This is a genomic window from Pseudodonghicola xiamenensis DSM 18339, from assembly GCF_000429365.1.
GTDB lineage: Bacteria > Pseudomonadota > Alphaproteobacteria > Rhodobacterales > Rhodobacteraceae > Pseudodonghicola > Pseudodonghicola xiamenensis.
In genome coordinates this window covers 491,636-517,591 of record NZ_AUBS01000001.1, presented here as the reverse complement: position 1 = coordinate 517,591, position 25,956 = coordinate 491,636, and the positions used below count along the sequence as shown (strand labels likewise).

General features: G+C 64.2%; 21 protein-coding genes and 1 tRNA gene. 13 read left to right on the top strand and 9 right to left on the bottom strand.

Going from position 1 to position 25,956, the window contains the following annotated elements; all coding sequences use genetic code 11:
* The 3 genes from rplU to G455_RS0102390 all read right to left on the bottom strand — a co-directional run bounded on the left by rplU (nucleotide 1) and on the right by G455_RS0102390 (nucleotide 2,524).
* The gene (gene rplU / locus G455_RS0102400; protein WP_028092209.1) at nucleotides 1–567 is read right to left on the bottom strand and encodes a 50S ribosomal protein L21; all 567 of its coding nucleotides are present in this window, start codon (nucleotides 565–567) and stop codon (nucleotides 1–3) included.
* Between the two features lie 271 nt (nucleotides 568–838).
* Nucleotides 839–1,651: a DUF2059 domain-containing protein gene (locus G455_RS0102395; protein WP_028092208.1), complete on the bottom strand. Its 813-nt coding sequence runs from the start codon at nucleotides 1,649–1,651 to the stop codon at nucleotides 839–841.
* A 3-nt stretch (nucleotides 1,652–1,654) separates the two neighbouring features.
* The gene (locus G455_RS0102390) at nucleotides 1,655–2,524 is read right to left on the bottom strand and encodes a DUF2059 domain-containing protein (RefSeq protein WP_051312118.1); all 870 of its coding nucleotides are present in this window, start codon (nucleotides 2,522–2,524) and stop codon (nucleotides 1,655–1,657) included.
* Nucleotides 2,525–2,654: 130 nt separating this feature from the next.
* Here G455_RS0102390 and G455_RS0102385 point away from each other — a divergent pair.
* The 8 genes from G455_RS0102385 to G455_RS25470 all read left to right on the top strand — a co-directional run bounded on the left by G455_RS0102385 (nucleotide 2,655) and on the right by G455_RS25470 (nucleotide 10,585).
* A tRNA-Ser gene (locus tag G455_RS0102385) sits at nucleotides 2,655–2,744 on the top strand.
* Nucleotides 2,745–2,904: 160 nt separating this feature from the next.
* Nucleotides 2,905–3,792 (top strand): LysR family transcriptional regulator, encoded by an 888-nt coding sequence (locus G455_RS0102380; protein ID WP_028092206.1) that lies wholly within the window; start codon nucleotides 2,905–2,907, stop codon nucleotides 3,790–3,792.
* 105 nt (nucleotides 3,793–3,897) lie between these two features.
* The gene (locus tag G455_RS0102375) at nucleotides 3,898–4,374 is read left to right on the top strand and encodes a formate dehydrogenase subunit gamma (protein ID WP_028092205.1); all 477 of its coding nucleotides are present in this window, start codon (nucleotides 3,898–3,900) and stop codon (nucleotides 4,372–4,374) included.
* Complete coding sequence (locus G455_RS0102370) at nucleotides 4,371–5,888, top strand: formate dehydrogenase beta subunit (protein ID WP_028092204.1); 1,518 nt, start codon at nucleotides 4,371–4,373, stop codon at nucleotides 5,886–5,888. The genes G455_RS0102375 and G455_RS0102370 overlap by 4 nt, the downstream gene beginning before the upstream one ends.
* Before the next feature lie 88 nt (nucleotides 5,889–5,976).
* Nucleotides 5,977–8,871, top strand: a complete 2,895-nt coding sequence (gene fdhF / locus G455_RS0102365; protein ID WP_028092203.1) for a formate dehydrogenase subunit alpha — start codon at nucleotides 5,977–5,979, stop codon at nucleotides 8,869–8,871.
* A gap of 5 nt (nucleotides 8,872–8,876) precedes the next feature.
* Entirely contained in the window at nucleotides 8,877–9,695 is an 819-nt protein-coding gene (gene fdhD, locus G455_RS0102360; protein WP_028092202.1) for a formate dehydrogenase accessory sulfurtransferase FdhD, read from the top strand.
* The gene (locus G455_RS0102355; protein ID WP_028092201.1) at nucleotides 9,685–9,909 is read left to right on the top strand and encodes a formate dehydrogenase subunit delta; all 225 of its coding nucleotides are present in this window, start codon (nucleotides 9,685–9,687) and stop codon (nucleotides 9,907–9,909) included. Before fdhD ends, G455_RS0102355 begins: the two co-directional genes overlap by 11 nt.
* 253 nt (nucleotides 9,910–10,162) lie before the next feature.
* Nucleotides 10,163–10,585, top strand: coding sequence for a PaaI family thioesterase (locus G455_RS25470; RefSeq protein ID WP_051312106.1), 423 nt, complete (start codon nucleotides 10,163–10,165; stop codon nucleotides 10,583–10,585).
* A gap of 62 nt (nucleotides 10,586–10,647) precedes the next feature.
* On the opposite strand, the gene mfd is transcribed toward G455_RS25470, so the two are convergent.
* Together mfd and G455_RS0102340 are read right to left on the bottom strand one after the other, a co-directional pair.
* Nucleotides 10,648–14,109 (bottom strand): transcription-repair coupling factor, encoded by a 3,462-nt coding sequence (mfd, locus tag G455_RS0102345; protein ID WP_028092200.1) that lies wholly within the window; start codon nucleotides 14,107–14,109, stop codon nucleotides 10,648–10,650.
* A 23-nt stretch (nucleotides 14,110–14,132) separates the two neighbouring features.
* Complete coding sequence (locus G455_RS0102340; protein ID WP_028092199.1) at nucleotides 14,133–14,657, bottom strand: hypothetical protein; 525 nt, start codon at nucleotides 14,655–14,657, stop codon at nucleotides 14,133–14,135.
* 118 nt (nucleotides 14,658–14,775) lie between these two features.
* Here G455_RS0102340 and hemB point away from each other — a divergent pair, with 118 nt between their 5' ends.
* From hemB to G455_RS0102320, 4 genes are all read left to right on the top strand, one after another.
* Nucleotides 14,776–15,774: a porphobilinogen synthase gene (gene hemB / locus G455_RS0102335; RefSeq protein ID WP_028092198.1), complete on the top strand. Its 999-nt coding sequence runs from the start codon at nucleotides 14,776–14,778 to the stop codon at nucleotides 15,772–15,774.
* A gap of 67 nt (nucleotides 15,775–15,841) precedes the next feature.
* The gene (locus G455_RS0102330) at nucleotides 15,842–17,416 is read left to right on the top strand and encodes a M10 family metallopeptidase (RefSeq protein ID WP_028092197.1); all 1,575 of its coding nucleotides are present in this window, start codon (nucleotides 15,842–15,844) and stop codon (nucleotides 17,414–17,416) included.
* 157 nt (nucleotides 17,417–17,573) lie between these two features.
* Nucleotides 17,574–18,149: a lipid-binding SYLF domain-containing protein gene (locus tag G455_RS0102325; protein ID WP_028092196.1), complete on the top strand. Its 576-nt coding sequence runs from the start codon at nucleotides 17,574–17,576 to the stop codon at nucleotides 18,147–18,149.
* 134 nt (nucleotides 18,150–18,283) lie between these two features.
* Nucleotides 18,284–20,758, top strand: coding sequence for a penicillin acylase family protein (locus tag G455_RS0102320; protein WP_028092195.1), 2,475 nt, complete (start codon nucleotides 18,284–18,286; stop codon nucleotides 20,756–20,758).
* A gap of 26 nt (nucleotides 20,759–20,784) precedes the next feature.
* Here G455_RS0102320 and hflX read toward each other — a convergent pair whose 3' ends face one another.
* From hflX to trkA, 4 genes are all read right to left on the bottom strand, one after another.
* On the bottom strand, nucleotides 20,785–22,056 hold the full coding sequence (gene hflX / locus G455_RS0102315) for a GTPase HflX (RefSeq protein ID WP_028092194.1): 1,272 nt from the start codon (nucleotides 22,054–22,056) through the stop codon (nucleotides 20,785–20,787).
* Complete coding sequence (hfq, locus tag G455_RS0102310) at nucleotides 22,056–22,295, bottom strand: RNA chaperone Hfq (RefSeq protein ID WP_008204623.1); 240 nt, start codon at nucleotides 22,293–22,295, stop codon at nucleotides 22,056–22,058. Before hfq ends, hflX begins: the two co-directional genes overlap by 1 nt.
* Before the next feature lie 130 nt (nucleotides 22,296–22,425).
* Nucleotides 22,426–23,931 carry a TrkH family potassium uptake protein gene (locus G455_RS0102305; protein ID WP_229861706.1) on the bottom strand — a complete coding sequence of 502 codons (1,506 nt, stop codon included), beginning with the start codon at nucleotides 23,929–23,931 and terminating at the stop codon, nucleotides 22,426–22,428.
* A 31-nt stretch (nucleotides 23,932–23,962) separates the two neighbouring features.
* Entirely contained in the window at nucleotides 23,963–25,414 is a 1,452-nt protein-coding gene (trkA, locus tag G455_RS0102300) for a Trk system potassium transporter TrkA (RefSeq protein ID WP_407636232.1), read from the bottom strand.
* Nucleotides 25,415–25,453: 39 nt separating this feature from the next.
* Here trkA and G455_RS0102295 point away from each other — a divergent pair, with 39 nt between their 5' ends.
* Nucleotides 25,454–25,930 (top strand): hypothetical protein, encoded by a 477-nt coding sequence (locus tag G455_RS0102295; protein ID WP_051312117.1) that lies wholly within the window; start codon nucleotides 25,454–25,456, stop codon nucleotides 25,928–25,930.
* Nucleotides 25,931–25,956 lie beyond the last annotated feature (26 nt).

Genomic DNA, 25,956 nt, shown 5'->3' with positions numbered 1-25,956 from the left:
TTACGCTTGAGCCAGCTCTTTGGCCTGCTCAACCCATTCGGGTTTCACTTTGACCGCGTCGATAGCAGCAATATCGGCATCCGACAAGGCTGCGATCTGGGCAAAGCTGCTCAGGCCGGCTTCAACCAGCTTCTTGGCAGCGGCCGGACCGACACCGGTGATCTTGGTCAGATCGTCGGCACCAGCGGCAGCAGCCGAAGCGGGAACATCGGCGCCCTTGCCCGTGGCAGCCTTGATGCCGGTGGCATCTGCGCCCGAGGTCAGGATGTCGGTGATCTTGATCAGGGTCAGCTTTTGACGATGGCCCTTGGTCCGCTTGCTGGAATGTTTCCGGCGGCGACGAACGAAGTGGATCACCTTGTCGGCTTTGACCTGGTCGATCACTTCAGCCTGAACGGCGGCACCGGCCACGAAGGGGGCACCGACGACGGGGGCATCGCCACCCAGCATCAGAACGTCGTTGAACTGAATTTTTTCGCCGGCATCGGCAGCCAGTTTTTCCACGCGGAGCACGTCGCCCGCCTGGACTTTATACTGCTTGCCACCGGTCTTGAGGACCGCAAACATTGGGTCATTCCTTTTCTTGCCGCGTCCTGTGGCCCCCCGTCCGGGGCGTTTGCGGCCGGGGCTTGCACCCGCACCACCGTCAGACAGCGCGCCCCGTCGGGGGCGTCATGATAGAGAAACCCGGCACGCAAAAAACGGGCCGGGATGCGCGCTTATGGCGTCGGGCAGCCATTCTGTCAACAGGTTTCCCCCGTAGCCCATGGTGTTTTCGCGCCAAACCCGCCGTTTCAAACCCCTTTCACATCGGCGCGAACAGATGGTCCGCGTCTCGCTAGAGCCGGCGGGCGCCCATCGCTGCGGCCAGCCGCCCACCCAGCCGATAGGAGATATCGGGATAGATCGCCCCGAAGCCCTTGAACAGCGCCCGGTTCAGCGCCTGCCCCGCAGGGGTTTCGCAAAAGTCCACATAGGCGCGCAGTTCCTCGGGAGACAGCGGCCCATAGGCCATCAAAAGATAGGCATAAAGCCAGTCCCGGGTTTGCGCCCGTGTCGCCGCCTCCTGCCCCAGAACCTGCATCAAACGCCGATCCGGCCCGACGCCGGGCCCGCCACCGTCGGCCAGCCCGCTCAGGAAGGCATAACGCGCGATCAGGGCGCTCTGCACGTTCAGCTCGATCAGGTCGTTGACCTCAATATAGCGCGTCACCTGCCCGACCAGCGCCGACACCGGCCTACGGGGCTCAAGCTGCCGCCAGGCCTCCTGCGCGGCGGCCTCGGTATCGGGGTCGCTCAGCGCCCGGCGCGCCGACAGCTCCAGCGTCACGATCCGGCGACCACGCGGTATGTCGTAGAATGCCACTGCAGCGGCAGCCTCCTCTTCGGTCAGCCCGCTCGCCAACGCATCGTGAAGGGTTCTGGCGATCGCATCGGCGTCATAGATCGCCGCCACCTCTTCAGCCCAATGCGCCCCGCCCTGCCCCTCCAGCAGCGCGGCATCCAGCGCGGCGCCCTGCTGCAGCCCCTCGTCGTGCAGTGCCTGCGCCAGCCCCTCGACGTCAAGCAGTCGCGCCAGTTCCTCGACCCCGGAGGCCAACGCCCCGACAGGCGTCAGCGCCAGCAGTACAAGGAACAGCAGCCGGCGCATGGGTCAGATATCCTCGCCCTTGCCCAGCGTCGCCATACGACCGGCCAGAACCTCGAACCGGTTCGCCATGACTTCGAATTGCACCGCGTTCAGCAGTTCATAGACCTTCTGCATCTCCGGCGTCTTCAAGGCCTCTATATATTGCGCGATCTCTTCATCACTGAAATCGCGATAGGTATAGGCGGATTTGTCCAGAGACGATTGCCGGATCTCTGCAGTCAGCTCGGCGCGATTCTCATCCAGAAGCGCGCGTAACCCGTCGGAATCGGTATGCAGCTCGATCACACCGGCGACACTGGCGGCCATCAGAAAACGATATTGAATCTCCTGCAGCGCCCGAACGCTGGCCTCGGTGCCTCCGATCACGTCTATCATCTGATCAAACAGGGCCGCTCGGGGTGCATTCTCGGCGCGCATCTGCTCCAACAGCTGGGCGCCCTCCTCCTCTTCGCTCTGGTTGGCCTCGCTGCTTTGCGCGGCATTCTCCGCCGCCACCAGCCGCTTGCCCAGAGCCGAGCCATAGAAGGCCATGGCGTGATCCAGCCAGTCGTCCTTGAGGGTCGGTTGCAAAAGCTCCAGCGCCAGACGCCGCATCACCTTGGTGTCGAAGACCTGCGCCGACAACCGTTCCCATTCCGCCCCGAAGGCGCCGGGATCGAGCCCCAGCATGGTCGGCGCCGCGCCTGCCGATTGCCCGATGGCGTCCAGCGCCACATCGAATCCGGTCACCTGCAAAAAGCTTTCGATCCGCGTTCGATCCGCCGCCCGCGCCGGTTGCGGCAACATCTGCAGCGCGATCAGCAGCAGGACAGAGAGGACCGCCAACAGGCCATGCCGGCGGAAAACTGGGGTGAAACGGGGGAGGATCAGCATGTTCATAGCCGGAAGGTAGAAGTTTCCACGCCGCCCGCAACGGAAATTCCAAGAAAAGCGGAAGGATGCCGAAAACGGGCCTTGCACCCCCCTGCGATTGCCATTAAACGCACCCCTCACAGACCCCCGCGGAGAGGTGCCGGAGTGGTCGAACGGGGCGGTCTCGAAAACCGTTGTGGGTGCAAGCCCACCCAGGGTTCGAATCCCTGTCTCTCCGCCACTTTCCCCTGAAGTCACGATGGTTATCAAAGACTTAAGGGGGAATTGGCATTTTCCCAAATTACCGGACATGCTGCGCTAACGTGCCTCTGGGCTGGACCTTTGGGAAATATTCATCCTAGGATCTCTATCGGTGTCCCGCGTTCCGATAGGCATTCCCGATGATCGACAAGCTTGAAATGCTGCTGGCGCTGGCCAAGGAAAAGCACTTCGGTCGTGCCGCCGAAACCATGGGGATCACCCAGCCCACCCTGTCCGCCGGCATTCGCAAGCTCGAGGAACAATTGGGCGTGCGGCTGGTGCAGCGCGGATCGCGCTATGGCGGACTGACACCCGAGGGGCAGCGCGCGCTGGAGTGGGCGCGGCGCATCGTCGGCGACAGCCGCCGGTTGCGGGATGAGATGCGCGCCTCGCATGCCGGGCTCGCCGGCCACCTGCGCATCGCCGTCATTCCCACCGCCTTGACCTGGGCAGCGCGGCTGACCGCCGGCTACGCCGAACGCCATCCGAATGTCACCTTCACCGTGCTGTCGCGCTCCTCGGGCGAAATCCTGCAGATGCTCGACAATCTCGATGTCGATGCCGGGATCACCTATCTCGACAACGAACCGCTGGGACGCATGACGACCGAACCGCTCTACCGCGAGGATTACGCGCTGGTCTGTCCGCCGCAGCACCCGCTGGCTGCGCGGGCGCGGGTCAACTGGGCCGAGCTTGGCGATCTCAGGCTCTGCCTGTTGACACCCGACATGCAGAACCGCCGCATCATCAACCGCAACCTGATGGAGGCCGGGGTGGAGCCGCGGGTTCTGGTGGAATCGAATTCCACCATCGTCATGGTCTCGAACGTGCTCAATGGCCCTTTCGTCACCATCCTGCCCGAGGACATGGCGCGGTTCACCGCCGCCGGTCACGATCTGGCCCTGGTGCCGATCGAACGGCGCGGCACCCGGCCCGAGGTGGGGCTGATCGCACCGCACCAGGACCCGCGCACTCCGGTGCTGCAGGCACTGATGAAGCTGGCCGAGGGGCTGAAGCGCGGCGACTGACTGCAGTCAGTTGATAGAAACCTTCTATCACTTAACGAAACTTCAATATTGATTTGCGGCAGAACAGCCCACAGATCCCTCTCAAGACATTGGGAGTACGATACCATGCCACGGGACATCCCGCAGCCGGACACAGATGAGATCAAGGCGCTGATCGCCGGGGTCTCGGACCTCGAAGGCCCGTTGCTGCCCATCCTCCACGCCCTACAGGACGCTTACGGGGTGATCCCCGACATCGCCCAGCCGCTGATCGCCGAAGCGCTGAACATCTCGCGGGCCGAGGTGCATGGCGTCGTCTCTTTCTATCACGACTTCCGCACCCTGCCCGCCGGTCGCCATGTGGTGAAGATCTGCCGGGCAGAGGCCTGCCAGGCCATGGGCGGGGCCGCGCTTGGCGAGCACGCGCAAGCACGCCTGGGGGTGGAGTGGCACGGCACCACCGAAAACGGCGCCGTCACGCTGGAACCGGTCTATTGCCTCGGGCTTTGCGCCTGCGGACCGTCCGCCATGGTTGACGGCAAGTTGCTGGGCCGGGTCGATGCGCAAAAGCTCGACCGCATCATCGGGGAGATCGAGGCATGAAGATTTACATCCCCCTCGATTCCGCCGCCAAGGCGCTTGGCGCCGATGAGGTGGCCGAGGCCATCCAGGCAGAGGCCAGGGCCCGCGGACTGGAGATCGAGCTGATCCGCAACGGCACCCGTGGCATGGTTTGGCTGGAACCGCTGGTCGAGATCGAGGAAAACGGCGAGCGTCTGGCCTATGGCCCGCTTGCGGCCTCTGACGTTCCTGCCCTGTTCGACGGCAAGATCGAAACGCTGGGCCGGGTCGAGGACATCCCCTTCTTCGCCCATCAGACCCGATTGACCTTTGCCCGCTGCGGCCTGACCGATCCGCTGTCCCTGGCCGACTATCAGGCGCATGGCGGGCTGACCGGTCTGCGCCGCGCCCTTGGCATGAATGCGTTGCAGATCGTCGAGGAGGTCAAGACCTCGGGCCTGCGCGGACGCGGTGGTGCTGGTTTCCCCACCGGCGTCAAATGGGACACCGTGCGGATGGCGAAAGCGCCGCAGAAATATATCGTCTGCAATGCCGACGAGGGCGACAGCGGCACCTTCGCTGACCGGATGATCATCGAGGGCGATCCGTTCTGCCTGATCGAGGGCATGGCGATTGCCGGCCTCGGCACCGGGGCGACCAAGGGATATGTCTATATCCGGTCGGAATATCCCGTCGCCATCGACATGCTGCGCCAGGCGATCCAGATTGCCCGGATCGAAGGCGTTCTGGGCGCCTCTGTGCTGGGCTCACGCCATGCCTTCGACATGGAGGTACGGGTCGGCGCCGGCGCCTATGTCTGCGGCGAGGAAACCTCGCTCCTGAACTCGCTCGAAGGCAAGCGCGGCGTGGTGCGGGCGAAACCGCCGCTGCCAGCGCTGGAGGGGTTCCTGGGCCGGCCAACGGTGGTGAACAACGTGATCTCGCTCGCCACCGTGCCAGTGATCTTCGAGAAGGGCGCGCAGTTCTATGCCGATTTCGGCTTGGGCCGGTCCAAGGGCACCATCCCGGTACAGATCGCCGGCAACGTGCGGTTCGGCGGGCTGTTCGAGACCGCCTTCGGCATGCCCCTGGGCCAATTGGTTGAAGAGATTGCCGGCGGCACTGCCAGCGGCCGCCCCGTCAAGGCGGTGCAGATCGGCGGACCATTGGGGGCCTATTTCTCTCACGACGATTTCGCCACCCCCTTCGGATACGAGGAATTCGATGGCCAGGGCGGGCTGATCGGCCATGCCGGCGTGGTGGTCTTCGACGACAGCGCCGACATGTTGAAGATGGCGCGCTTCGCGATGGAATTCTGCGCGGTGGAAAGCTGCGGCAAATGCACCCCCTGCCGCATCGGCGCGGTGCGCGGGGTCGAGACGCTGGATCGCATCGCCGCTGGCGACGCCGGCGCAGTGCCGCTCCTGACCGATCTTTGCGAGGTGATGAAGGACGGCTCGCTCTGCGCGCTGGGGGGCTTCACCCCCTATCCGGTGCTATCGGCGCTGCAACGCTTCCCGGAAGAGTTCGGTACGGTGAAGGAGGCGGCGGAATGAGGGCGCAACCTTCTCCACGTATCGCCCACCCAGGGTCGGGCGCCGCCCTTCTTACTTTGCCTTTCCGCTCCGCACAGGAGGTCATGCGATGAAAGACTTCATCATCCCCTGGGACGATACCCGCGACATGGGCACGCCCGAAAAACATGGCAAGCCGGTCACGCTGACCATCGACGGCGTCGAGGCAACGGTGCCCGAGGGCACTTCGGTCATGCGCGCGGCGGCCGAGATCGGCACCCAAATCCCCAAGCTCTGCGCCACCGACAGTCTTGATGCCTTCGGCTCCTGCCGGCTCTGCGTGGTCGAGATCGAGGGGCGGCGCGGCACGCCCGCCTCCTGCACCACGCCGGTGCATCCGGGCATGGTGGTGCACACCCAGTCCGACAAGATCCGCAAGATCCGCAAGGGGGTGATGGAGCTCTATATCTCCGACCACCCGCTCGATTGCCTGACCTGCGCCGCCAATGGCGATTGCGAACTGCAGGACATGGCCGGCGCCGTGGGCCTGCGCGACGTGCGCTATCAGGCGCCCGAAACCGCCCCGCTTGCCAATCACTTCGCCCCGCGCGACACCTCTGGCGTCGCCAACCCCGAATGGCTGCCCAAGGACGACAGCAACCCCTATTTCACCTATGACCCCAGCAAATGCATCGTCTGCAACCGCTGTGTTCGCGCCTGTGAAGAGGTTCAGGGCACCTTTGCGCTCACCATCGAGGGGCGCGGTTTCGACAGCCGGGTCTCCGCCGGGGGCACCGATTTCCTCAGCTCCGACTGCGTGAGCTGCGGCGCCTGCGTTCAGGCCTGCCCGACCGCGACGTTGCAGGAGAAATCGGTGATCGAACTGGGCACCCCCGACCGATCGGTCATCACCACCTGCGCCTATTGCGGCGTCGGCTGTTCCTTCAAGGCCGAGATGCAGGGCGATCAGCTGGTGCGCATGGTGCCCTGGAAGCACGGCAAGGCCAACCGCGGCCACAGCTGCGTCAAGGGCCGTTTCGCCTATGGCTATGCCACCCACCCCGACCGCATCCTGTCGCCGATGATCCGCGACAGCATCGAGGAACCCTGGCGGGAAGTGAGTTGGGACGAGGCGCTGAGTTTCGCTGCCACCCGCATGCGGGGCTTGCAGGAGAAATACGGCCGCCGTTCGATCGGCGTGATCACGTCCAGCCGCTGCACCAACGAGGAAACCTATCTGGTGCAGAAGCTGGCGCGCGCGGTGTTTCTGAACAACAATACCGACACCTGCGCCCGGGTCTGCCATTCACCCACCGGCTACGGGCTGGGCCAGACCTATGGCACCTCGGCCGGCACCCAGGATTTCGACAGTATCGAAGCCGCGGACGTGGTGCTGGTGATCGGCGCCAACCCGACCGACGGCCACCCGGTCTTCGGCTCGCGGCTGAAGAAGCGGCTGCGTCAGGGCGCCAAGCTGATCGTGATCGACCCGCGCCGCATCGACCTGGTGAAATCGCCGCATATCCGCGCCGCCCATCACCTGGCCCTGCGCCCCGGCACCAATGTCGCCGTGGTCACCGCACTCGCCCATGTGATCGTGACCGAAGGGCTTTATGACGAGGCCTTCATTCGCGAACGCTGCGACTGGGACGAATTCCAGCTTTACATGGAATTCGCCTCCGACCCGCGCCACAGCCCCGAGGCGACCGAGATGCTGACCGGCGTGCCGGCGGCGGAACTGCGCGCGGCGGCGCGTCTCTATGCCAAGGGCGGCAATGGGGCGATCTATTACGGGCTGGGGGTGACGGAGCATTCGCAAGGCTCCACCACCGTGATGGCCATTGCCAACCTCGCCATGCTGACCGGCAACATGGGCCGGCCCGGTGTGGGGGTGAACCCGCTCAGGGGCCAGAACAACGTGCAAGGCTCCTGCGACATGGGCAGCTTTCCGCACGAACTGCCGGGCTATCGCCATGTCAAACTGCCCGAGGTGCGCGCCGTCTTCGAAGAGGCTTGGGGCGTGGAGATCGACCCGGAGCCGGGCCTCAGGATCAACAACATGCTCGATGCCGCCGTCGATGGCAGCTTCAAGGGCCTCTATTGTCAGGGTGAGGACATCCTGCAATCGGATCCGGACACCAAACATGTGGCCGCCGGCCTGGCCGCGATGGAATGCGTCATCGTTCATGACCTCTTCCTGAACGAGACGGCGAATTACGCCCATGTCTTCCTGCCGGGCTCCTCCTTCCTTGAGAAGGATGGCACCTTCACCAATGCGGAACGCCGCATCAATCGGGTGCGCCGGGTAATGGCGCCCAAGGCCGGCTATGCCGATTGGGAAGCGACGCAGATGCTGGCGAATGCCATGGGCGCGGACTGGCAGTATACCCACCCGGCCCAGATCATGGCCGAGATCGCGGCCACCACCCCCAGTTTTGCCGGTGTCACCTATGATCTGCTGGATGAAAAGGGATCGGTGCAATGGCCCTGTAACGAGGCACACCCAGAGGGCACGCCGCTGATGCATGTCGACGGCTTCGTGCGCGGTAAGGGTCGGTTCATGATCACCGAATATGTGGCGACCGACGAGAAGACCGGCCCGCGCTTCCCGCTGCTGCTGACCACGGGACGCATCCTCAGCCAGTATAACGTCGGCGCCCAGACCCGGCGGACCGAGAATGTGACCTGGCACGATCAGGATGTGCTGGAGATCCACCCCCATGATGCCGAGGGGCGCGGCATCCGGGATGGCGACTGGATCCGCCTGGCCTCGCGCTCGGGCGAGACCACGCTGAGGGCGCAGATCACCGACCGGGTCAGCCCCGGCGTGGTCTATACCACCTTCCACCACCCGGACACCCAGGCGAATGTGATCACCACGGATTACTCCGACTGGGCCACCAACTGCCCGGAATTCAAGGTAACGGCGGTGCAGGTCAGCCCGTCGAACGGGCCGAGCGACTGGCAGGAGGCCTATAGCGCCCAGGCCGAACGCTCGCGCCGCATCCTGCCGGCGGCGGAGTAATCCCGATGCGCCGCCCGACAGCCCTGTCCACCCCCGGCCTCTCGGTCCAGCGCGATGGTGCCCGCACCATCACCCGTGCGCTGCCCGCCGAGGTGCCGGTGGCCATGGTCTTCGACGGCAGCACTCAGGCGGTGATGATGGCGAGCCCCGACGATCTGGAGGATTTCGCCATCGGCTTCGCCCTGACCGAAGGCTTCATCGACAGCCCCGATCAGGTGGAGGAGCTTGAGATCGCACACCATCCTAAGGGGATCGAGGCACGGTTCTGGCTGAACCACGGCCATGGCGCGGTGCTGGCCGCGCGCCGTCGCAGCATGGCGGGCCCCGTGGGATGCGGTCTCTGCGGCATCGACTCAATAGACCAGGCGATCCGGCCCTTGCCCAGCCTCGCCTCGGATCTGCGATTTGACGCCGCCCATGTCGCCCGCGCCACCGAGGCGCTGCGCCAGTGGCAGCCGCTGCACGACCGCACCCGCGCGGTCCATGCCGCCGGGCAATTGCGCGCCGATGGTTCGATTGCCCGCGCGCGCGAGGATGTCGGCCGCCACAATGCGCTCGACAAGCTGATCGGCGCTCTGGCGCGGGATGGCGAGGATGCCGGAGCCTGCGCCTTTGTCATCACCTCCCGCGTGTCGGTCGAGATGGTGCAGAAGACCGTGATGGCCGGCTGCCCGATTCTGATCGCCGTCTCCGCCCCCACCGCATTGGCGGTAGAGCTGGCGGAACAGGCCGGCCTCACGCTCGCCGCCTTCGCCCGCGGCAGCGGCTTTGACCTTTACGCCCACCCCCACCGCATCAAGACCGGAGCCGCAGATGTCGCCTGATAAACTGGTGATGATGGCGAACCAGATCGCCACCTTCTTCAAATCCCAACCCGGCGCGGATCAGGCCAAGCTGATCGCCGGCCATATCAACGATTTCTGGGAGCCGCGCATGCGGGCGGCGCTGGCCGCGTATGTAACGGCGGGCGGTGCCGGCCTCGATCCGCTGGTGATCGCGGCAATGACCGAGATCCGGGTGCCGGAAACACAAGGGTAAAGCCCGGCGACCGCTGGCCCGGATGAAAGGTTTTCCTGCTCGTCAGGTTTTCGGGGGCTTTGCCCCCAGAGGTAAGATTTTGAGGGGCTTTGCCCCCAGAGGTAAGATTTTGAGGGGCTTTGCCCCTCGGGCCATGCGGCCCTCACCCCAGGATATTTGCAGCCAAAAAAAGGGGCTTCCTGTAGGCATTCCGGGTTCCCCCCGCCGTGCCCGCCGTCCTATAGAAGGCGCGAAACAGCGATAGGGACATCAGATGCGCGATCAGATGTGGGACCAGGATATGCCGAACATGGATCTCGGCGCCTTCAACCGGCTGGTGGGGGTCGAACTTGACGCCTGGGGACCCGGACTGTCGCGCGTGGTCTTCGACGTCGAGGACAAGCATATGAACGGATTGGGCATCGCGCATGGCGGATCGGCGATGACCGGGCTGGATTTCGCCATGGGCATGGCGGCCTGCTATACCCCCGCGGGCGAGCCGCGCCGGCGCTGTGTGACGCTGTCGATGAATACCCAGTTTCTCAAGGCACTGAGCCCCGGCCGCGCCGTGATCGAGGCGCGCCAGGTCGGCGGTGGCGGCAAGACCGTATTCCTGGAGGCCGAACTGAGAGACGCCGAAGCCGATGTCTGCAGCCGCGCCCAGGGGGTCTTCCGCCGGATCGCCTCCGAGGGCTGATCTCGGCGCGACGGTCTGGCCCGCCAGCGACAGAGGGCTGGCAGGGCCAAGCCCTTTGCCGTTCAGCCCTTGGTGCCGGCCTTCTTCTTTTCGGCAACCACCTTTTCGGCCAGATCGCGGGCAATGGCGAACGCGCCCTTGATCTTGTCGGCATCCCCTCGCCAGTCGCGCCGGACCACGATCTTGTTGTCCTTGATCTTGGCCAGCCCGTTCTGCGCCTGGACGAATTCCACCAGCCCGGCGGGCGAGGCGAACTTGTCGTTATGGAACTGGATCGTCGCCCCCTTCGGCCCGCCATCAAGCTTGGCGATGCCGGCGCGTTTGCACATCGCCTTGATGCGCACCACAAGCAGCAGCGTGTTGACCTCTTTCGGCAGCTTGCCGAAGCGGTCGATCAGCTCGGCGGCGAAGCCCTCCAGCTCCACCTTGGTGGTGAGATTGCTGAGACGGCGATAGAGCCCCAGACGCACGTCGAGATCGGGGACATAATCCTCGGGGATCAGCACCGGGACGCCCAGGTTGATCTGCGGCGCCCATTGATCGTCGGCCTCGGACAATCCCTCCATCTCGCCGGCGCGGATCTTGGCGATCGCCTCCTCCAGCATCTGCTGGTAAAGCTCGTAGCCCACGTCGCGCATCTGGCCCGATTGCTCCTCGCCCAAGAGATTGCCGGCGCCGCGGATATCGAGATCCTGACTGGCCAGGGTGAAGCCTGCGCCCAATGTATCGAGGCTGCCCAGCACGCGCAGCCGTTTTTCCGCCGTGGCGGTCAGTCTAGTGCGTGGTTTCGTCGTTAGATAAGCATAGGCACGGGTCTTTGACCGCCCGACCCGACCGCGGATCTGATAGAGCTGCGCCAGGCCGAACATGTCGGCGCGATGAACGATCATCGTGTTGGCGGTGGGGATGTCGAGCCCGCTTTCCACGATGGTGGTGGCCAGCAGCACATCGTATTTGCCATCGTAAAAGGCGTTCATCCGCTCGTCGAGCTCTCCGGCAGCCATCTGGCCATGGGCGGTGATATAGGTCACCTCGGGCACCTGATCGCGCAGGAAGGCCTCGACCTCGGCCAGATCGGAGAGCCGCGGCACCACATAAAAGCTCTGACCGCCACGATAATGTTCACGCAGCAGCGCCTCGCGGATGGTGACGGCATCGAATTCCGACACATAGGTGCGGATCGCCAGACGGTCGACTGGGGGCGTGCCGATGATCGACAGATCCCGCACGCCCGACAGTGACAATTGCAGCGTGCGCGGGATCGGCGTGGCAGTCAGCGTCAGCACGTGGATGTCGGAGCGGAGCTGTTTCAGCCGCTCCTTATGCGAAACGCCGAAATGTTGTTCTTCGTCAATGATCAACAGGCCGAGGTTATTGAACCGGATGCCCTTGGCCAAAAGCGCATGGGTGCCAACAACGATATCCACCGTCCCCTTGGCCAGCCCATCGCGGGTTTTCGCCGCCTCAGCGCTGGACACGAAGCGTGACAGTTGATGCACTGCAACAGGAAATCCACGGAACCTTTCGGAAAAACTGGCAAAATGCTGGCGCGCCAATAGGGTGGTCGGGGCAATGACCGCCACCTGCACCCCAGACATGGCGGCGACGAAGGCGGCACGCATCGCCACTTCGGTCTTGCCGAAGCCGACGTCGCCGCAGATCAGCCGGTCCATCGGCTGGCCACTGTCGAGATCGCCCAGCACATCGGAAATCGCATGCAGCTGATCGTCGGTCTCCTGATAGGGGAACCGGGCGCAGAAGGCCTCCCAGGCGTGATGCTCTGGCTCCAGCACCGGCGCCTTGCGCAGCGCCCGTTCGGCAGCGACCCGGATCAGCCGGTCGGCCATCTCGCGGATACGTTCCTTGAGCTTGGCCTTCTTGGCCTGCCAGGCGCCACCGCCGAGCTTGTCCAAAAGCCCCGCTTCATGGCCATAGCGCGATAGCAGTTCTATATTCTCGACCGGCAGGTACAGCCTTGATCCTTCTGCATATTCCAGCAGAAGGCATTCATGTGCGGCGCCGGCGGCGGTGATCACCTCGAGCCCGTGATAGCGGCCAATGCCGTGATCGACATGCACCACCAGGTCGCCCGGGCTGAGCGATTGCGCCTCGGTCAGGAAATTTTCGGCCTTGCGGCGTTTCTTGGGGGCCCGGATCAACCGGTCGCCCAGAACATCCTGCTCGGCGATGACGGTAAGAGCACCGGTCTCGAAGCCGGCCTCCAGAGCCCAGACCGCAAGATAGAGCCCATGTTTGCCGATCCGGGTCCCGTTGGGAATGGCGATGGTCTCAGCCAGGCCCTCGTCCTCGATCAGCCCGGAAAGCCGTTCGCGCGCGCCCTCGGAATAAGAGGCCACCAGCACTGGCCCCTTCTGAAGCTTTGCCTTGATATGAGAGGCTAATACACCGAAAAGACTTAGGTTTTCCTGCTGTCTTTCAGGGGCAAAATTACGCCCGATGCGACCGCCCGCATCAATCACCCCGGGGCCTGTCGGCTGCGGCAGCGGATGGAACTGCAACACCCTGCGACCGGAGATTTCCGCCTCCCACATGGCATCGTCAAGGAACAACAGCCCCGGCGGCACCGGCTTATAGACAGTGTCGATCCGCGATTTCGATGCCATTGCCAGCCGTCGCGTCTCATATTGATCGGCGATACTGTCCCAGCGCGACAGTCGCGCCGGGGTGACCTGATCGTCCAGCGTGATAGTGGCGCCCGGCAGATAGTCGAACAGCGTTTCCAGCCGATCGTGGAAGAACGGCAACCAATGTTCGATCCCCTGATACTTGCGCCCGGCGCTCACCGCCTCATAGAGCGGATCGTCGGTGCCGGCAGCGCCGAATTCCAACCTATAGTTCTGGCGGAACCGGGTGACCGCCGGTTCGTCCAGGATCACCTCGGAGACCGGGGCCAGCTCCACCAGATCGAGCTTTTCGGTGGTTCGCTGCGTCGCCGGATCGAAGCCGCGCGCGCCATCGAGCACATCGCCGAAGAAATCCAATCGCACTGGTCCCGCATCCCCCGGCGGATAGATGTCGATGATACCACCACGCACCGCATAATCGCCCGGCTCCATCACCGTGGGGCTTTGTACGAACCCCATGCGAACCAGGAAATTGCGCAGCTGCACCTCGTCCACCCGCTGACCGACCCGAGCCGAAAAGGCCGCCTCGCGCAGTACATCGCGCGCGGGGATGCGTTGGGTCGCGGCGTTCAGCGTGGTCAACAGCACGAATTGGGCCGGCATCTGATGCACCAGCGCCGCCAAGGTCGCCATCCGCGCCGCCGAGATGTTGGCATTGGGCGACACCCGGTCATAGGGCAGGCAATCCCAGCCCGGGAAGGTGATCACCGGCATGTCGGGGGCCAGGAAGGCGAGCGCCGCGCGCATCGCCTCCATCCGCTTGTCGTCGCGGGCGATATGCAGCACCGGCGCGCCGGTCTTCGCGATCTCGTTCAGGATCAGCTGGGCGTCAAACCCTTCGGGGGCACCGCCGACGGTGATATGGCTGGCTTCGGTCATCTATTCTACCTTTCGCCCGTTGCTCAGCCCAGGACGCCCAGCGACAGGTTTTGATACATGCCCCAGAGTGCGGTGACGAAAATCGAGGCCATGCCGATCATCTGGGTATAGGTCCGGCAGCGCATCAGTCGCTTGCGCAACAGCTCTCCGGAGGGGCGTTCCCGCTCGATCTGATGGGCGGTCGCGCTGTTGAGCAGCCCCACCAACGACATCGGAAAGCCCAGAAGGAACAGAGATTGGGCGAATTCCAGCCGATAAACGAAACCGCTCAGCGCCAGAACGGTCAACAGGAAACAGGCGATCCCCATCCCCCAGGCGCCGGACACCCGCACGATATAGAGCAGACGGTTCACATTGATCCGGACCATATCCTCAAGATCGCGTTCGGCCTGCCCGCCCAGGCGCCGCGCCCGCAACACCATGTCATAGGGCACGCCCAGCACCCAATGGCTGGCCGAGGACCAGGCCACCGCCAAGGCGATCCAGTACCAGAGGTTCGAGAAAGACCGCATGTCGATCATCTCGAAAACCGTGGTGTACAAGTCCACTCGCCGCGCCCTTTTCCACTTGTGACCGCATTGCCCGAATGGGTGCGGTAACAGATACTCTTGATGAATGGTGGTTTTCCATGCCACCCAATGGACGATTGTTCAAGGAGTCCGCGCCATGAAACCGACCATCGCCCCCTTTCCCGCCGCCCGGCCCCGCCGCGTCCGGCAGACCCCCGCGATCCGCGCGCTGGTTCGCGAGAACACCCTGACGCCCGACGATCTGATCTGGCCGGTCTTCGTGCGCGACGGCGTCAATATCGAAGAGCCGGTGCCCTCGATGCCCGGGGTGATGCGGCGCAGCGTCGATCTGATCGCCAAGGCTGCGAAAGAGGCTTGGGAGCTCGGCGTGCCCGCCATCTGCCTTTTCCCCTATACCGACCCGAGCCTGAAGACCGAGGATTGCGCCGAGGCCTGGAACCCCGACAACCTGTGCAATCGCGCCATTCGCGCGATCAAGGAGGCAGCGCCCGAGATGGCGGTGATGACCGATGTGGCGCTCGATCCCTATAACATCAACGGCCACGACGGTTTCGTCGAGAATGGTGAGATCGTGAACGACCGCACGGTCGAGGCGCTGGTAAAGATGACCCTGGCCCAGGCCGAGGCCGGTGCCGATATCATCGGCCCGTCCGACATGATGGACGGGCGCATCAAGGCGATGCGCGACGCGCTCGAAGCCGAAGGCCATCAGAAGGTGATGATCCTGTCCTATTCGGCGAAATACGCCAGTTCCTATTACGGCCCGTTCCGCGACGCGGTCGGCGCCTCGGGCGCGCTGACCGGGGACAAGAAGACCTATCAGATGGATCCGGGCAATTCGGACGAGGCGATGCGGCTGATCCAGCGCGACCTGAACGAGGGCGCCGACATGGTGATGATCAAGCCCGGCCAGCCCTATCTGGACATCTGTCGTCGCGCCAAGGACATGTTCGGTGTCCCGACCTTCGCCTATCAGGTGTCAGGCGAATACGCGATGATCCAGGCCGCGGCGCAGAACGGCTGGATCGACGGCGAAAAGATCATGCTGGAAAGCCTGCTGTGCTTCAAACGTGCCGGCTGCGATGGGGTGCTGACCTATTTCGCTCCCGCCGTCGCCCGGCTGCTGAACGACTGAGACATTGCCGGCAGAGGTGGCGCCCCGGTCGGGGTCGCCGCGCTTCCATGTCACGAGGAGCCCTTGAATGAGCGGTCTGACCACCTCTCTCACCACCACTCGGTCATCGGGTGATCGCCGGATTGACGGCCTGTTGCAGGAAACCGTCTGGGGGGACGACGAAATCACCTTCAGCCTGCCATCGAGCGCCTTGGACTATGGCGATTATGATGGCGGCGCGGGAGAGCCGGCCGGCTTTCAGCCCGTGACCGAGGCGATGGCAACTGCAGCGGCCTTTGCACTGGCCGCCGATGGCACGGCCGCGGACGGGTTTTCGCTGGCAGGTTTCACCGCCCTGTCAGTCACGCCCACGACCGATGCGCAGGCCACGATCCGGCTGGCGCAGACCACCGCCGACCCGTTCAACTATGGCACCGCCTGGAGCTATTATCCCTACCCCGACGCGACCGGCGGCGATGTCTGGTTCTCGATCGGCGGGGCTGGCGATTACACCAGTCCCGAGGCGGGAAATTACGCCTGGCTCACCGTCATTCACGAGATCGGTCACGGCCTGGGCCTGTCCCACGGCCATGAGGCCAGCGGAGCCTTCGATGCGCTGCCCTACGACTGGGACACGATGGAGTTTTCGGTGATGACCTATCGCGCCTATGTCGGCGCCTCGTCCACCGCCGGGTATTACAACGAAACCTACGGCTATGCACAAAGCTGGATGATGCTGGATATCGCGGCGCTGCAACATCTCTATGGCGCCGATTACAGCACCAATAGCGGCGACACCACCTATAGCTGGACCCCCGACAGCGGCGACACGCTGATCGACGGCGCGGTGGCCATCGCGCCCGGCGACAATCGGATCTTTGCCACCCTCTGGGACGGCGGCGGCCTGGATACATATGACCTGAGCGCATATGTCATCGGTCTGGAGATCGACCTCAGCCCCGGCGGCCATTCGGTGTTCAGCCGGGCCCAGCTCGCCGGGCTGGGAGACGGGCATGCGGCGCGCGGCAATATCTTCAACGCGCTTCTCTTCGAAGATGACCCGCGCTCGCTGATCGAAAACGCGCTGGGCGGCAGCGGCGACGACCGGATCACCGGGAACCGGGCCGACAATCGGTTGGAGGGCGGCGCCGGGCACGACCGGCTGCTGGGCGGCGCCGGCCAGGACGATCTGCTCGGCGGCGCCGGACGTGACACGTTATTGGGACAATCCGGCACCGACAGGCTGCTGGGCGGCGCCGGCAGGGACCGGTTGCAGGGCGGTTTGGGGCAGGATCTGCTGAAAGGCGGCGCCGGCAACGATGTGATCATCGGCAACGGCGGGCGTGATGTGCTCTGGGGTGGGGCCGGCAACGATGTGTTCCGGTTCACCGCCAGCGGCGACAGCGCCCGCGGCGGCAAGGCCGATGTGATCCGCGACTTCGCCGCCGGCGAAGACAGGATCGACCTGCGCGATCTGTTCACTGGCCCGGTGGAGCTCCATCTCGACGGGGCGCTGCCCGGCGAGGGCGCAGCCATCGCCGTCCGCGCGTTGACGGGGGGCGACTTACGGGTTCTGGCGGATGTCGATGGCAACGGAACCGCAGATTTCAGCCTGTTGCTACGCGATGTCGCAACGCTGACAACCGACGATTTCCTGTTCTGAGCGGTCGTGCCCCGGCTGCCGGGGGCAAGAACCCGCCACCGGGGGGCGCATCGCGGGTGACACAGCCGGCCATTCGCCTTATAACATTGAGCAATACCGGAAAACCGGGTTGAGCCGTGACGAGCGGCAACAAACAAGCGACAGAGACAGGCACATAATGGACAATACAGCTTCCCCCCGCCTCACCCGGCGTGGTTTCACCCTGACCGCGCTCGCCGCCATGGGCGCGACAGCCGCTTGCGGCAATGGCGTCGGGTCCAACAGGGCTGCCAAGATTGACGCCCGCGTCGATGCCACGCTGAACAAGATGTACACCCTCTATCCCAATACCGTCACCCTGGCCGAGAAATCGACCGGCATGCTGGTCATGCCGCTGATGACCGAGGGCGGTTTCGTTCTGGGCGGCGGCTATGGCCGTGGCGCACTCAGGGTGAACGGGGTGACGGTGGATTACTATTCCGCGGTCAAGGGCACCGCCGGTCTGCAGATCGGGGCGCAGCAATATGCCCATGTTCTGTTTTTCATGACCGAGGATGCGCTGGCCGAATTCCGCCGCTCCTCGGGCTGGGCCGCCGGCGCCGACATGGCCTATGTCTTCCGCGACGAGGGCGACTCGGTCTCGACCGATACCAATACCCTGCGCTCGCCAATCCTGGCCGCAGTCTTCGGACAGGCCGGGCTGCTGGTCGGTGCGACGCTCAAAGGCATGAAATACACCCGGATCATCCCCTGACCCGGCGCCCGCCATGGAGCGGGCGGCTTTCCCTGCGGCGACGGATCGCCTAATCTGACATCCGCGCGGGGCAGCGCAAAACGGGACACGGGGCCAGCCGCGTGTCGGCACAGGGGCAGGACGCGGGGACATTGATGGGACAGGTTTTTCGCTGGCTGTTGCGGATCGCGGCAGGGCTGGTCGTATTGGTGGTTCTTGGCATCGGACTGGTCTATTTCCTGGCCAGCCAATCCCTGCCGGATTACAATCAGACCGAAAAGGTCGCAGGCCTGACCGCCCCGGTCGAGATCATCCGCGACAACGCCAACGTTCCGCATATCTTCGCCCCTGATGATCCGGATGTCTTCTTCGGCCTGGGCTATGCCCACGCGCAGGACCGGCTGTGGCAGATGACCACCCTGCGGCGCACCGTTCAGGGCCGCCTGTCCGAGGTCTTCGGCGCCCGCACGCTCAGGATCGACCGGCTGCTCAGACGGCTTGACCTCTATCGTCTGGCGCAGATCTCCTTCGAGGCACAGGACGATTATACCAAGGCCGCGCTCAGGGCCTATGCCGCCGGCGTCAACGCGCGGCTGGCCGAGATCAACGACAAGGCACTGGGGCGCGGCGCGCCCGAGATGTTCCTGTTCAACACCCCTGTCGCGCCATGGCAGCCGGCGGATTCCATCGCACTGATCAAGCTTCTGGCGCTGCAACTGAGCGGCCATCTGGAAAACGAGGTGCTGCGCGCCCGCACCTCTCTGATGCTGAACAATGACGACCGGCTGAAGGACATCATGCCCGATGCGCCCGGCAGCGGTATTGCCGCGCTGCCGGAATATGCCTCTCTCTTCCCCGATCTGCCCCGCTATGCCGCGGGCACACCGATGTCGGACGATCCGCTATCTCCCTTCCCCAAGCATGACATGGCCGGCGCCTCGAACGCCTGGGCGGCGGCGCCGGCGCGATCCGCCTCGGGCGGGACGCTCCTGGCCAATGATCCACATCTGGGCTTTACGGCGCCTTCGGTCTGGTATCTGGCCCGGATCGAATTGCAATCGGGCGGCGTCATCGGCGCCACCATCCCGGGCATTCCCGCCGTACTGTCGGGGCGCAGCCGGCAATTGGGCTGGGGGATCACCTCCTCCTATCTCGATGATCAGGACGTCTCGATCGAAAAGCTCAATCCCGCCGACCCCGAGGAATATCTGACCCCCGAAGGTTACAAGCGGTTCAAGAGCCGCCCGTCGATCATCCAGATCAAGGACGCGCCGCCGATCACCCTGACGCTGCGCTGGACCGAGAACGGCCCGGTGCTGCCCGGCAGCCATTACAAGCTGGAGACAGTGACCCCCCCGGGCCATGTCGCAGCGCTGAACTGGACCGCTCTCGATCCCGCCGATACCACCATGACCGCAGCCATGGGGCTGATGCGATCGACCGACGTGCACCAGGCGATTGCCGCCGGCGAGAAATTCATCGCACCATCGCAAAACCTGATGCTGATCGACCGCGACACCATCGCGATGAAGACCTTGGGCGCGATGCCCCGCCGCGATCCCCGGCACCAGAGCCAGGGCCGGATGCCCTCGCAGGGCTGGCGCGCCGAAAACCGCTGGCAGGGCCGTCTGCCCTATGCCGCCAACCCCGAATTCGTCAGCCCCAGGGGCGGCATCCTGGGCAATACCAACAACAAGATTCTCGACCGCCCCTTCCCCAACCATGTCTCATTCCTCTGGGGCGATACCCAGCGAATCAACCGCTGGGACCGGCTGATGCAGGCGCGTCAGGTCCATACCCGAGAAAGCTTTATCGAGGCGCAGCTCGATACCGTCAGCTTCACCGCCCGGTCGCTGCTGCCGCTGATCGGGGCCGATCTGTGGTTCACCGGCGAGGCCGCCCCGAAAGGCACCCCAGAACGCCAACGCCAGATCGCGCTCGAGATGCTTGCGGACTGGAACGGCGAGATGAACGAACACATGCCGGAACCGCTGATCTATGCTGCCTGGCTGCGCGCGCTGCAGAAACGACTGATCGAGGATGAATTGGGGCCGCTCGCCGCCGAGTTCAAACATGTCGATCCGGTGTTCATCGAACGGGTGTATCGCAACATCGACGGCGCCGGCATCTGGTGCGATGTGCGCCAGAGCGCACCGAAGGAGACCTGCACCGACATGGCACGGCTGGCGCTGGACGATGCGCTGGTCTGGATCGGAGAACATTACGGCACCACGCTGGAAAGCCTGCGCTGGGGCGACGCCCATCAGGCAACCCACGATCACCCAACCCTGGGCGAGGTGCCGATCCTGCGCTATTTCGTCAATATCCGGCAATCGACCAGCGGCGGCGACAACACGCTGGAGCGTGGGCGGACCTCAGGCGAGGATCCCGATCCCTTCCTGAACGTGCATGGCGCCGGCTATCGCGGGGTCTATGATCTGGCCGATCCGGACAGTTCGGTCTTTATCATCTCGACCGGCCAGTCCGGGCATTTCCTGTCGCGCTATTACGACGACATGGCGCAGCTCTGGCGGCGGGGGGAATATATTCCGATGTCGTTGGACGTGAATCTGGCCCGCGCCGCGGCGGTGGGGATCACCCATCTGATCCCGGAAGACTCGAGAGATTAGGGAAATCAGGCAATCTGCCGCGCTCCTCAGAGCGCGGCGTATTGTGCCTCTTGTTTCGGGGTCCAGAACACGGTCAGTTCGAACCCTTCCTCGGTCTGGCGTTCCTCGGTCACGATGTCCTGCTGGAACAGCCAAGCGCGCTTGCGCCCCTCCGAGAAGGGCAAGACCAAGATCGCCTCGTGCCGCACGCCCTGCAGCTTTTCGGCGATCGCCTCCAGCAAGGTATCCAGCCCCTCGCCGGTAACGGCAGAGATGGCAAAGACATCCGGGGTACGGACTGCCCGGGCGATCATCGCGTCATGGTCGGTTTCGGGCAGCAGGTCGATCTTGTTCCAGACCTCGATCTGCGCCCGGCTGTCATCGACCCCAAGCGAGGCGAGGATGGTTTCCACATCGCGGGCCTGTTCCTCGGTCCCCGCATGCGAGATGTCGCGGACATGGACGATCAGATCGGCGGCCAGCACCTCTTCCAGCGTGGCGCGGAAGGCGGCGACCAGTTCGGTCGGCAGATCCGAGATGAAGCCCACGGTGTCGGATAGGATCACCTCCGGCCCATCCGGCAACACAACGCGCCGCATGGTCGGGTCGAGCGTGGCGAACAACATGTCCTTCGCCATCACATCGGCCCCGGTCAGCCGGTTGAACAGCGTCGACTTGCCGGCGTTGGTATAACCGACGAGGGCGACGATCGGATAAGGCACCTTGGCCCGCGCCTTGCGGTGCAGCTCGCGCGTCTTGACCACCTTGTCGAGCTGACGGCGCAGCCGGACAAGCTGTTCGTCGATGGCGCGACGGTCGGCCTCGATCTGGGTCTCGCCGGGTCCACCAACGAAGCCAAGCCCGCCGCGTTGCCGCTCCAGGTGGGTCCAGGCCCGGACCAGTCGGGTGCGCTGATAGGACAGCGCCGCCATCTCGACCTGCAACACACCTTCTCGCGTGCGCGCGCGATCCGAGAAGATCTCGAGGATCAGCCCGGTGCGATCGAGGATCTTGACCTTCCACGCCTTTTCCAGATTGCGCTGCTGCACCGGGGTCACCGGGCCGTCGATCAGCACAAGCTCGATCTCATTCGCCTTCAGCCGTTCGCCAAGCTCTTCGATCTTGCCCGATCCGAAGAGATAGCCGGGCTGCGGCCGCGGCAGGCGAACGATTTCCGAACCGATGACCTCAAGACCCGGCAAAGCCGCGGCCAGAGCCACGGCTTCCTCCAGCGCCGGACCGGGATCGCGGCGGTCTGCATCGGATTTTATCTCGGGATGCAGCACCCAGGCGCGGGTGACATCCTCACCATGTTCCATCAAGAGGCGTCTTCGCCCTCGTAAAGGCTGATCGGCTGGGCCGGCATGATGGTCGAGATCGCATGCTTGTAAACAAGCTGCGACTGGCCGTCCCGGCGGAGCAGCACGCAAAAGTTGTCAAACCAGGTGATCACACCCTGCAATTTCACCCCGTTGATCAGAAAGATCGTCACCGGAACCTTGGTTTTTCTGACGTGATTCAGGAACGCGTCCTGCAGGTTCTGTCTGTCCGAAGCCATTTCTTCTTATATCTCGCTTTATTCTTGTAACGCGCTGCGGACCAACGCGTCCTTGCGCCGAGTATGGAGCGATGGGAAAGGATATTCCACCCGAAAAAACATATCCTTTCGCGTGTCCGCCGCAAGGCGGCTAATTCCGCCAGAGATCCGGCGTGATCAATGCGATGATCGCCAAGGTTTCCAGCCGGCCCAGAACCATCGTGGCGCAAAGCACCAGTTTCGCAAGCCCCCCCAGTTCGGCCAGATGGATCGGCGTGTCGGCAGCCACCTGAATCAGCGGCCCGGTGGTCGAAAGCGATGCAATACTCAGCACAATAGCCTGATCGAAACTCAGCCCCAACGCCCCCAGAATCACGCAGACCAGCGACAGCGACAGCGCGAACATCATGAAGGACACCCAGGCGATAAAGGCGCCATTCTTCTGAATGCGCCGATTGCCACCACTGCTGCCGCCGCCGATCGAATTGGGATAGACCAACCGCTCCATTTCCCGCAGCCCGTTGAGATAAAGCGCATAGACCCTGAGCAGCTTGACGCCCCCCGCCGTGGTCGCCACGCCGCCCCCCATCACCGCCAGACCGGCCAGGATCAGCCCCGGCGCCCCCAGACCGGACCATTGCTGCGCCTCGTCCCAGTTGACGCTGGCGAACCCCGTGGTGGTCAGGAAGGAGGTCACCGTGAACAGCCCGCCCCAGAGCCCCTCGAAGGCCAGGGCAGGATCTGCCAGCGGCTGCACCTCCAGCGCGGCCAGCCAGTGCCGCAATACCAGAAGTACCGGGATCGTGACGATGATCAAAAGGCCGGTGCGGAATTCCGGATCCTTGTCGAAGCGATCCTGCCCCGTCGCCGAGGTATCCGATGAGAAAGTCAGCCGCGACAGGGCGAAGAACATGAAGAAGAACAGAATCAACTCACCGGCGAACCCGGCCTGGCTGCCCTCCATTCCGCCTACCGGCGAAATCCCCGAGGTCGCCATCACCGACATGGCATGACAGAGCGCCGTCAGCCCCTCTTCTCCGGCGATCATCAGCGCCACCCAGGCCAGCAGGGTCAGCCCGACATAGACCGGCGTCAGCGTCAGGGTGATCCGTTTGAGCCGCCGACGCGGATCGGCCCGCGCGCTCAGGTCCGGCGAGGCGACCGCGCGCCCGGGCTGACCGCGGGCGGTGATCTCGAACCCGCCCAGCGACAGCGGTGCCAGAATGGCCGAGGCGGCGATCCACATCACCAGACCGCCCATCCAGCCCACCTGCGCCCGCCACAGATGCAGCGCCGGATCCAGCCGAGAGGGATCCTCGAACAGATTGGCACCAGTGGTGGTCACCGCGCTGACCATGTCGAAATAGGCGTTCAGATAGCTGGTGGTCTGCAACCCGTCGTAAAGCGGCAGCGCCAGGAACACCGGCAACAATGCGAAGGTCGCCAGCAACGCCAGAAGCTGCCCCAGAGAGCCATATTTCGGCGGATGTGCGGCGCGGGCAAGCGCGATGGCCGTGACCGCGACCAGCCCGATCATACCACTGAAGAAGAAGGCCTGAGAAACCTGGTGAACGCTGCGTACCTCGGCATAGATGGCAGGCACCCACATCGACAGAGAGGCAATGCCCCAGACCTGCAGGAACAGGGGCAGCCGCATCAGAACCCCATATTGCGCCTCGGCCCGCATCTCAGAAGAAGTCGATCGAGACCTGGAGCAGTCGCTCCACCTCGGGGACATCGGCGGCCATGGCAAAGATCGCCACCACGTCCCCCTCCTCGATCCTCAGGTCGCCCGCCGGCCGCAGTACCCTGTCGCCCTTCAGCACCGCGCCCAGCAGCACCCCTTCGGGAAAATCGACATCGCGCAGCCGCTGCCCCGCCATGGGCGAGGTCGAAAGCACCTCGGCCTCGATCACCTCGGCCTCGGCGTCGCCGATCGAATAGACCTGGCGCACCCGCCCGTGGCGGATATGGCGCAGGATCGAACTGACGGTGGTGGCCCGCGGATTGATATAGGCGTCGATGCCCAAGGGCTCCATCATCGGCACCAGGGTGGGGTCATTGATCAGCGCGATCGCCAGCGGGCAGCCCTCGGCCTTGGCGCGCACCGCCGACAGAAGGTTGGTCTTGTCATCGTCGGTGATCGCCAGCATCGCATCGGCCCGGGCGATCCCGGCCTCTTTCAGCAACGCCGCGTCCAGCCCGTCGCCGTTCAGAACGATGGTCCGTTCCAGCGCCTCGGCGGCACGTTCGGCCTGGGTGCGGTTCCGTTCGATCATCTTGGCCCGGGTCCGGGTCTTGCGGCTTTCCAGCGCGCGGGCCACTTCAAGCCCGACATTGCCGCCGCCGACGATGACGATCCGGTCCTGGGTCTTCTGAGTCTTCCCGAAGACCTCCATGGTGCGGTCGACATCCTCGACATGGGCGAAGACATAGCAGCTGTCACCGACGAAAAGCTGATCATCAGGGTCGGGGGCGAACAGCGTCCCCTCGCGGCGAACCCCGACCACGATGGCGCGCAACGTCGAAAACAGATCGGTCAATTGCCGCAATGGCGTGTTGATGATCGGACAGCCTTCTCCGACGGCGATCCCCAAAAGCTGCGCCTTGCCGTCCATGAACACTTCGGTATCGAAGGCCGCCGGCGCCGACAGCCGGCGCATCGCGGCAGCGGCGACCTCGCGCTCGGGGCTGATCACCACGTCGATCGGCAGGTGATCGCGGCGATAAAGATCGGAATAGATCGCAGTCAGATAGGATTGCGATCTGAGCCGCGCGATCTTGCGCTGGATCGAGAAAACCGAATGGGCCACCTGGCAGGTGACCATGTTCACCTCGTCCGAATGGGTGGCGGCAATCAGCATATCGGCGTCGCGGGCGCCGGCGCGGTCCAGCACGTCGGGATAGCTGGCAAAGCCGGCAATGCCCTGCACGTCCAGCGTATCGGTGGCGCGGCGCACCAGATCCGGATTGTTGTCAACGACCGTCACGTCGTTATGTTCGCCCGAAAGATGCCGGGCGATCTGCCACCCGACCTGCCCTGCCCCGCAAATGATGACCTTCATCGCCTCTCTCGCGTTTCCGCCGACCGTCTGCCCGCCAGAATGTTTTGAATGACAGAAGGCCCCGGGACGGTCAATTCAATTGTCTCCGCCCGCCGACTGCGGCATTCTGCTGGCATGAGCAAGAAACCGATCCTCCTGTCGATCTGTGCCGCTGCCCTGATTGCCGGCTGCGCGCCGATGTCGCTGTATTACCGGCCCGGCGTCTCCGTCGCCCGAATGCAGCAGGAAACCACCCGTTGCGATGTCGAAGCGCTGAAACAGGCGCCAGTGGCCACCCAGATCCGCCAGATGCCGCCCACCTATGTCCCCGGGCCGCGGGTCTGCGACAACAAGGGAAACTGCTGGAACCGACCGGGATACTGGATGAATGGCGAGGTTTACAGCTATGATGCCAACGCCGGTCTCCGCGACCGGGTCAAACAGCTCTGCATGGCCGAGAAAGGCTATAGCCCGGTGAAACTGCCGGTCTGCCCGCCCGAGGTCAAATCCGCCACGCCGCCGGGCGTGACCCGGGTACTGCCGGAACTGACAGGAAATTCCTGCGTGATCCGCAACAAGGACGGCACGTGGCAGATCGTCAACAGATCGTGATGATATAAGCCACCGACCACCAGTTA

Coding starts and splice junctions, on each gene's coding strand:
- rplU (WP_028092209.1), bottom strand. CDS start 567: ATGTTTGCGGTCCTCAAGACCGGTGGCAAGCAGTATAAAGTCCAGGCG.
- G455_RS0102395 (WP_028092208.1), bottom strand. CDS start 1,651: ATGCGCCGGCTGCTGTTCCTTGTACTGCTGGCGCTGACGCCTGTCGGG.
- G455_RS0102390 (WP_051312118.1), bottom strand. CDS start 2,524: ATGCTGATCCTCCCCCGTTTCACCCCAGTTTTCCGCCGGCATGGCCTG.
- G455_RS0102380 (WP_028092206.1), top strand. CDS start 2,905: ATGATCGACAAGCTTGAAATGCTGCTGGCGCTGGCCAAGGAAAAGCAC.
- G455_RS0102375 (WP_028092205.1), top strand. CDS start 3,898: ATGCCACGGGACATCCCGCAGCCGGACACAGATGAGATCAAGGCGCTG.
- G455_RS0102370 (WP_028092204.1), top strand. CDS start 4,371: ATGAAGATTTACATCCCCCTCGATTCCGCCGCCAAGGCGCTTGGCGCC.
- fdhF (WP_028092203.1), top strand. CDS start 5,977: ATGAAAGACTTCATCATCCCCTGGGACGATACCCGCGACATGGGCACG.
- fdhD (WP_028092202.1), top strand. CDS start 8,877: ATGCGCCGCCCGACAGCCCTGTCCACCCCCGGCCTCTCGGTCCAGCGC.
- G455_RS0102355 (WP_028092201.1), top strand. CDS start 9,685: ATGTCGCCTGATAAACTGGTGATGATGGCGAACCAGATCGCCACCTTC.
- G455_RS25470 (WP_051312106.1), top strand. CDS start 10,163: ATGCGCGATCAGATGTGGGACCAGGATATGCCGAACATGGATCTCGGC.
- mfd (WP_028092200.1), bottom strand. CDS start 14,109: ATGACCGAAGCCAGCCATATCACCGTCGGCGGTGCCCCCGAAGGGTTT.
- hemB (WP_028092198.1), top strand. CDS start 14,776: ATGAAACCGACCATCGCCCCCTTTCCCGCCGCCCGGCCCCGCCGCGTC.
- G455_RS0102330 (WP_028092197.1), top strand. CDS start 15,842: ATGAGCGGTCTGACCACCTCTCTCACCACCACTCGGTCATCGGGTGAT.
- G455_RS0102325 (WP_028092196.1), top strand. CDS start 17,574: ATGGACAATACAGCTTCCCCCCGCCTCACCCGGCGTGGTTTCACCCTG.
- G455_RS0102320 (WP_028092195.1), top strand. CDS start 18,284: ATGGGACAGGTTTTTCGCTGGCTGTTGCGGATCGCGGCAGGGCTGGTC.
- hflX (WP_028092194.1), bottom strand. CDS start 22,056: ATGGAACATGGTGAGGATGTCACCCGCGCCTGGGTGCTGCATCCCGAG.
- hfq (WP_008204623.1), bottom strand. CDS start 22,295: ATGGCTTCGGACAGACAGAACCTGCAGGACGCGTTCCTGAATCACGTC.
- G455_RS0102305 (WP_229861706.1), bottom strand. CDS start 23,931: ATGCGGCTGCCCCTGTTCCTGCAGGTCTGGGGCATTGCCTCTCTGTCG.
- G455_RS0102295 (WP_051312117.1), top strand. CDS start 25,454: ATGAGCAAGAAACCGATCCTCCTGTCGATCTGTGCCGCTGCCCTGATT.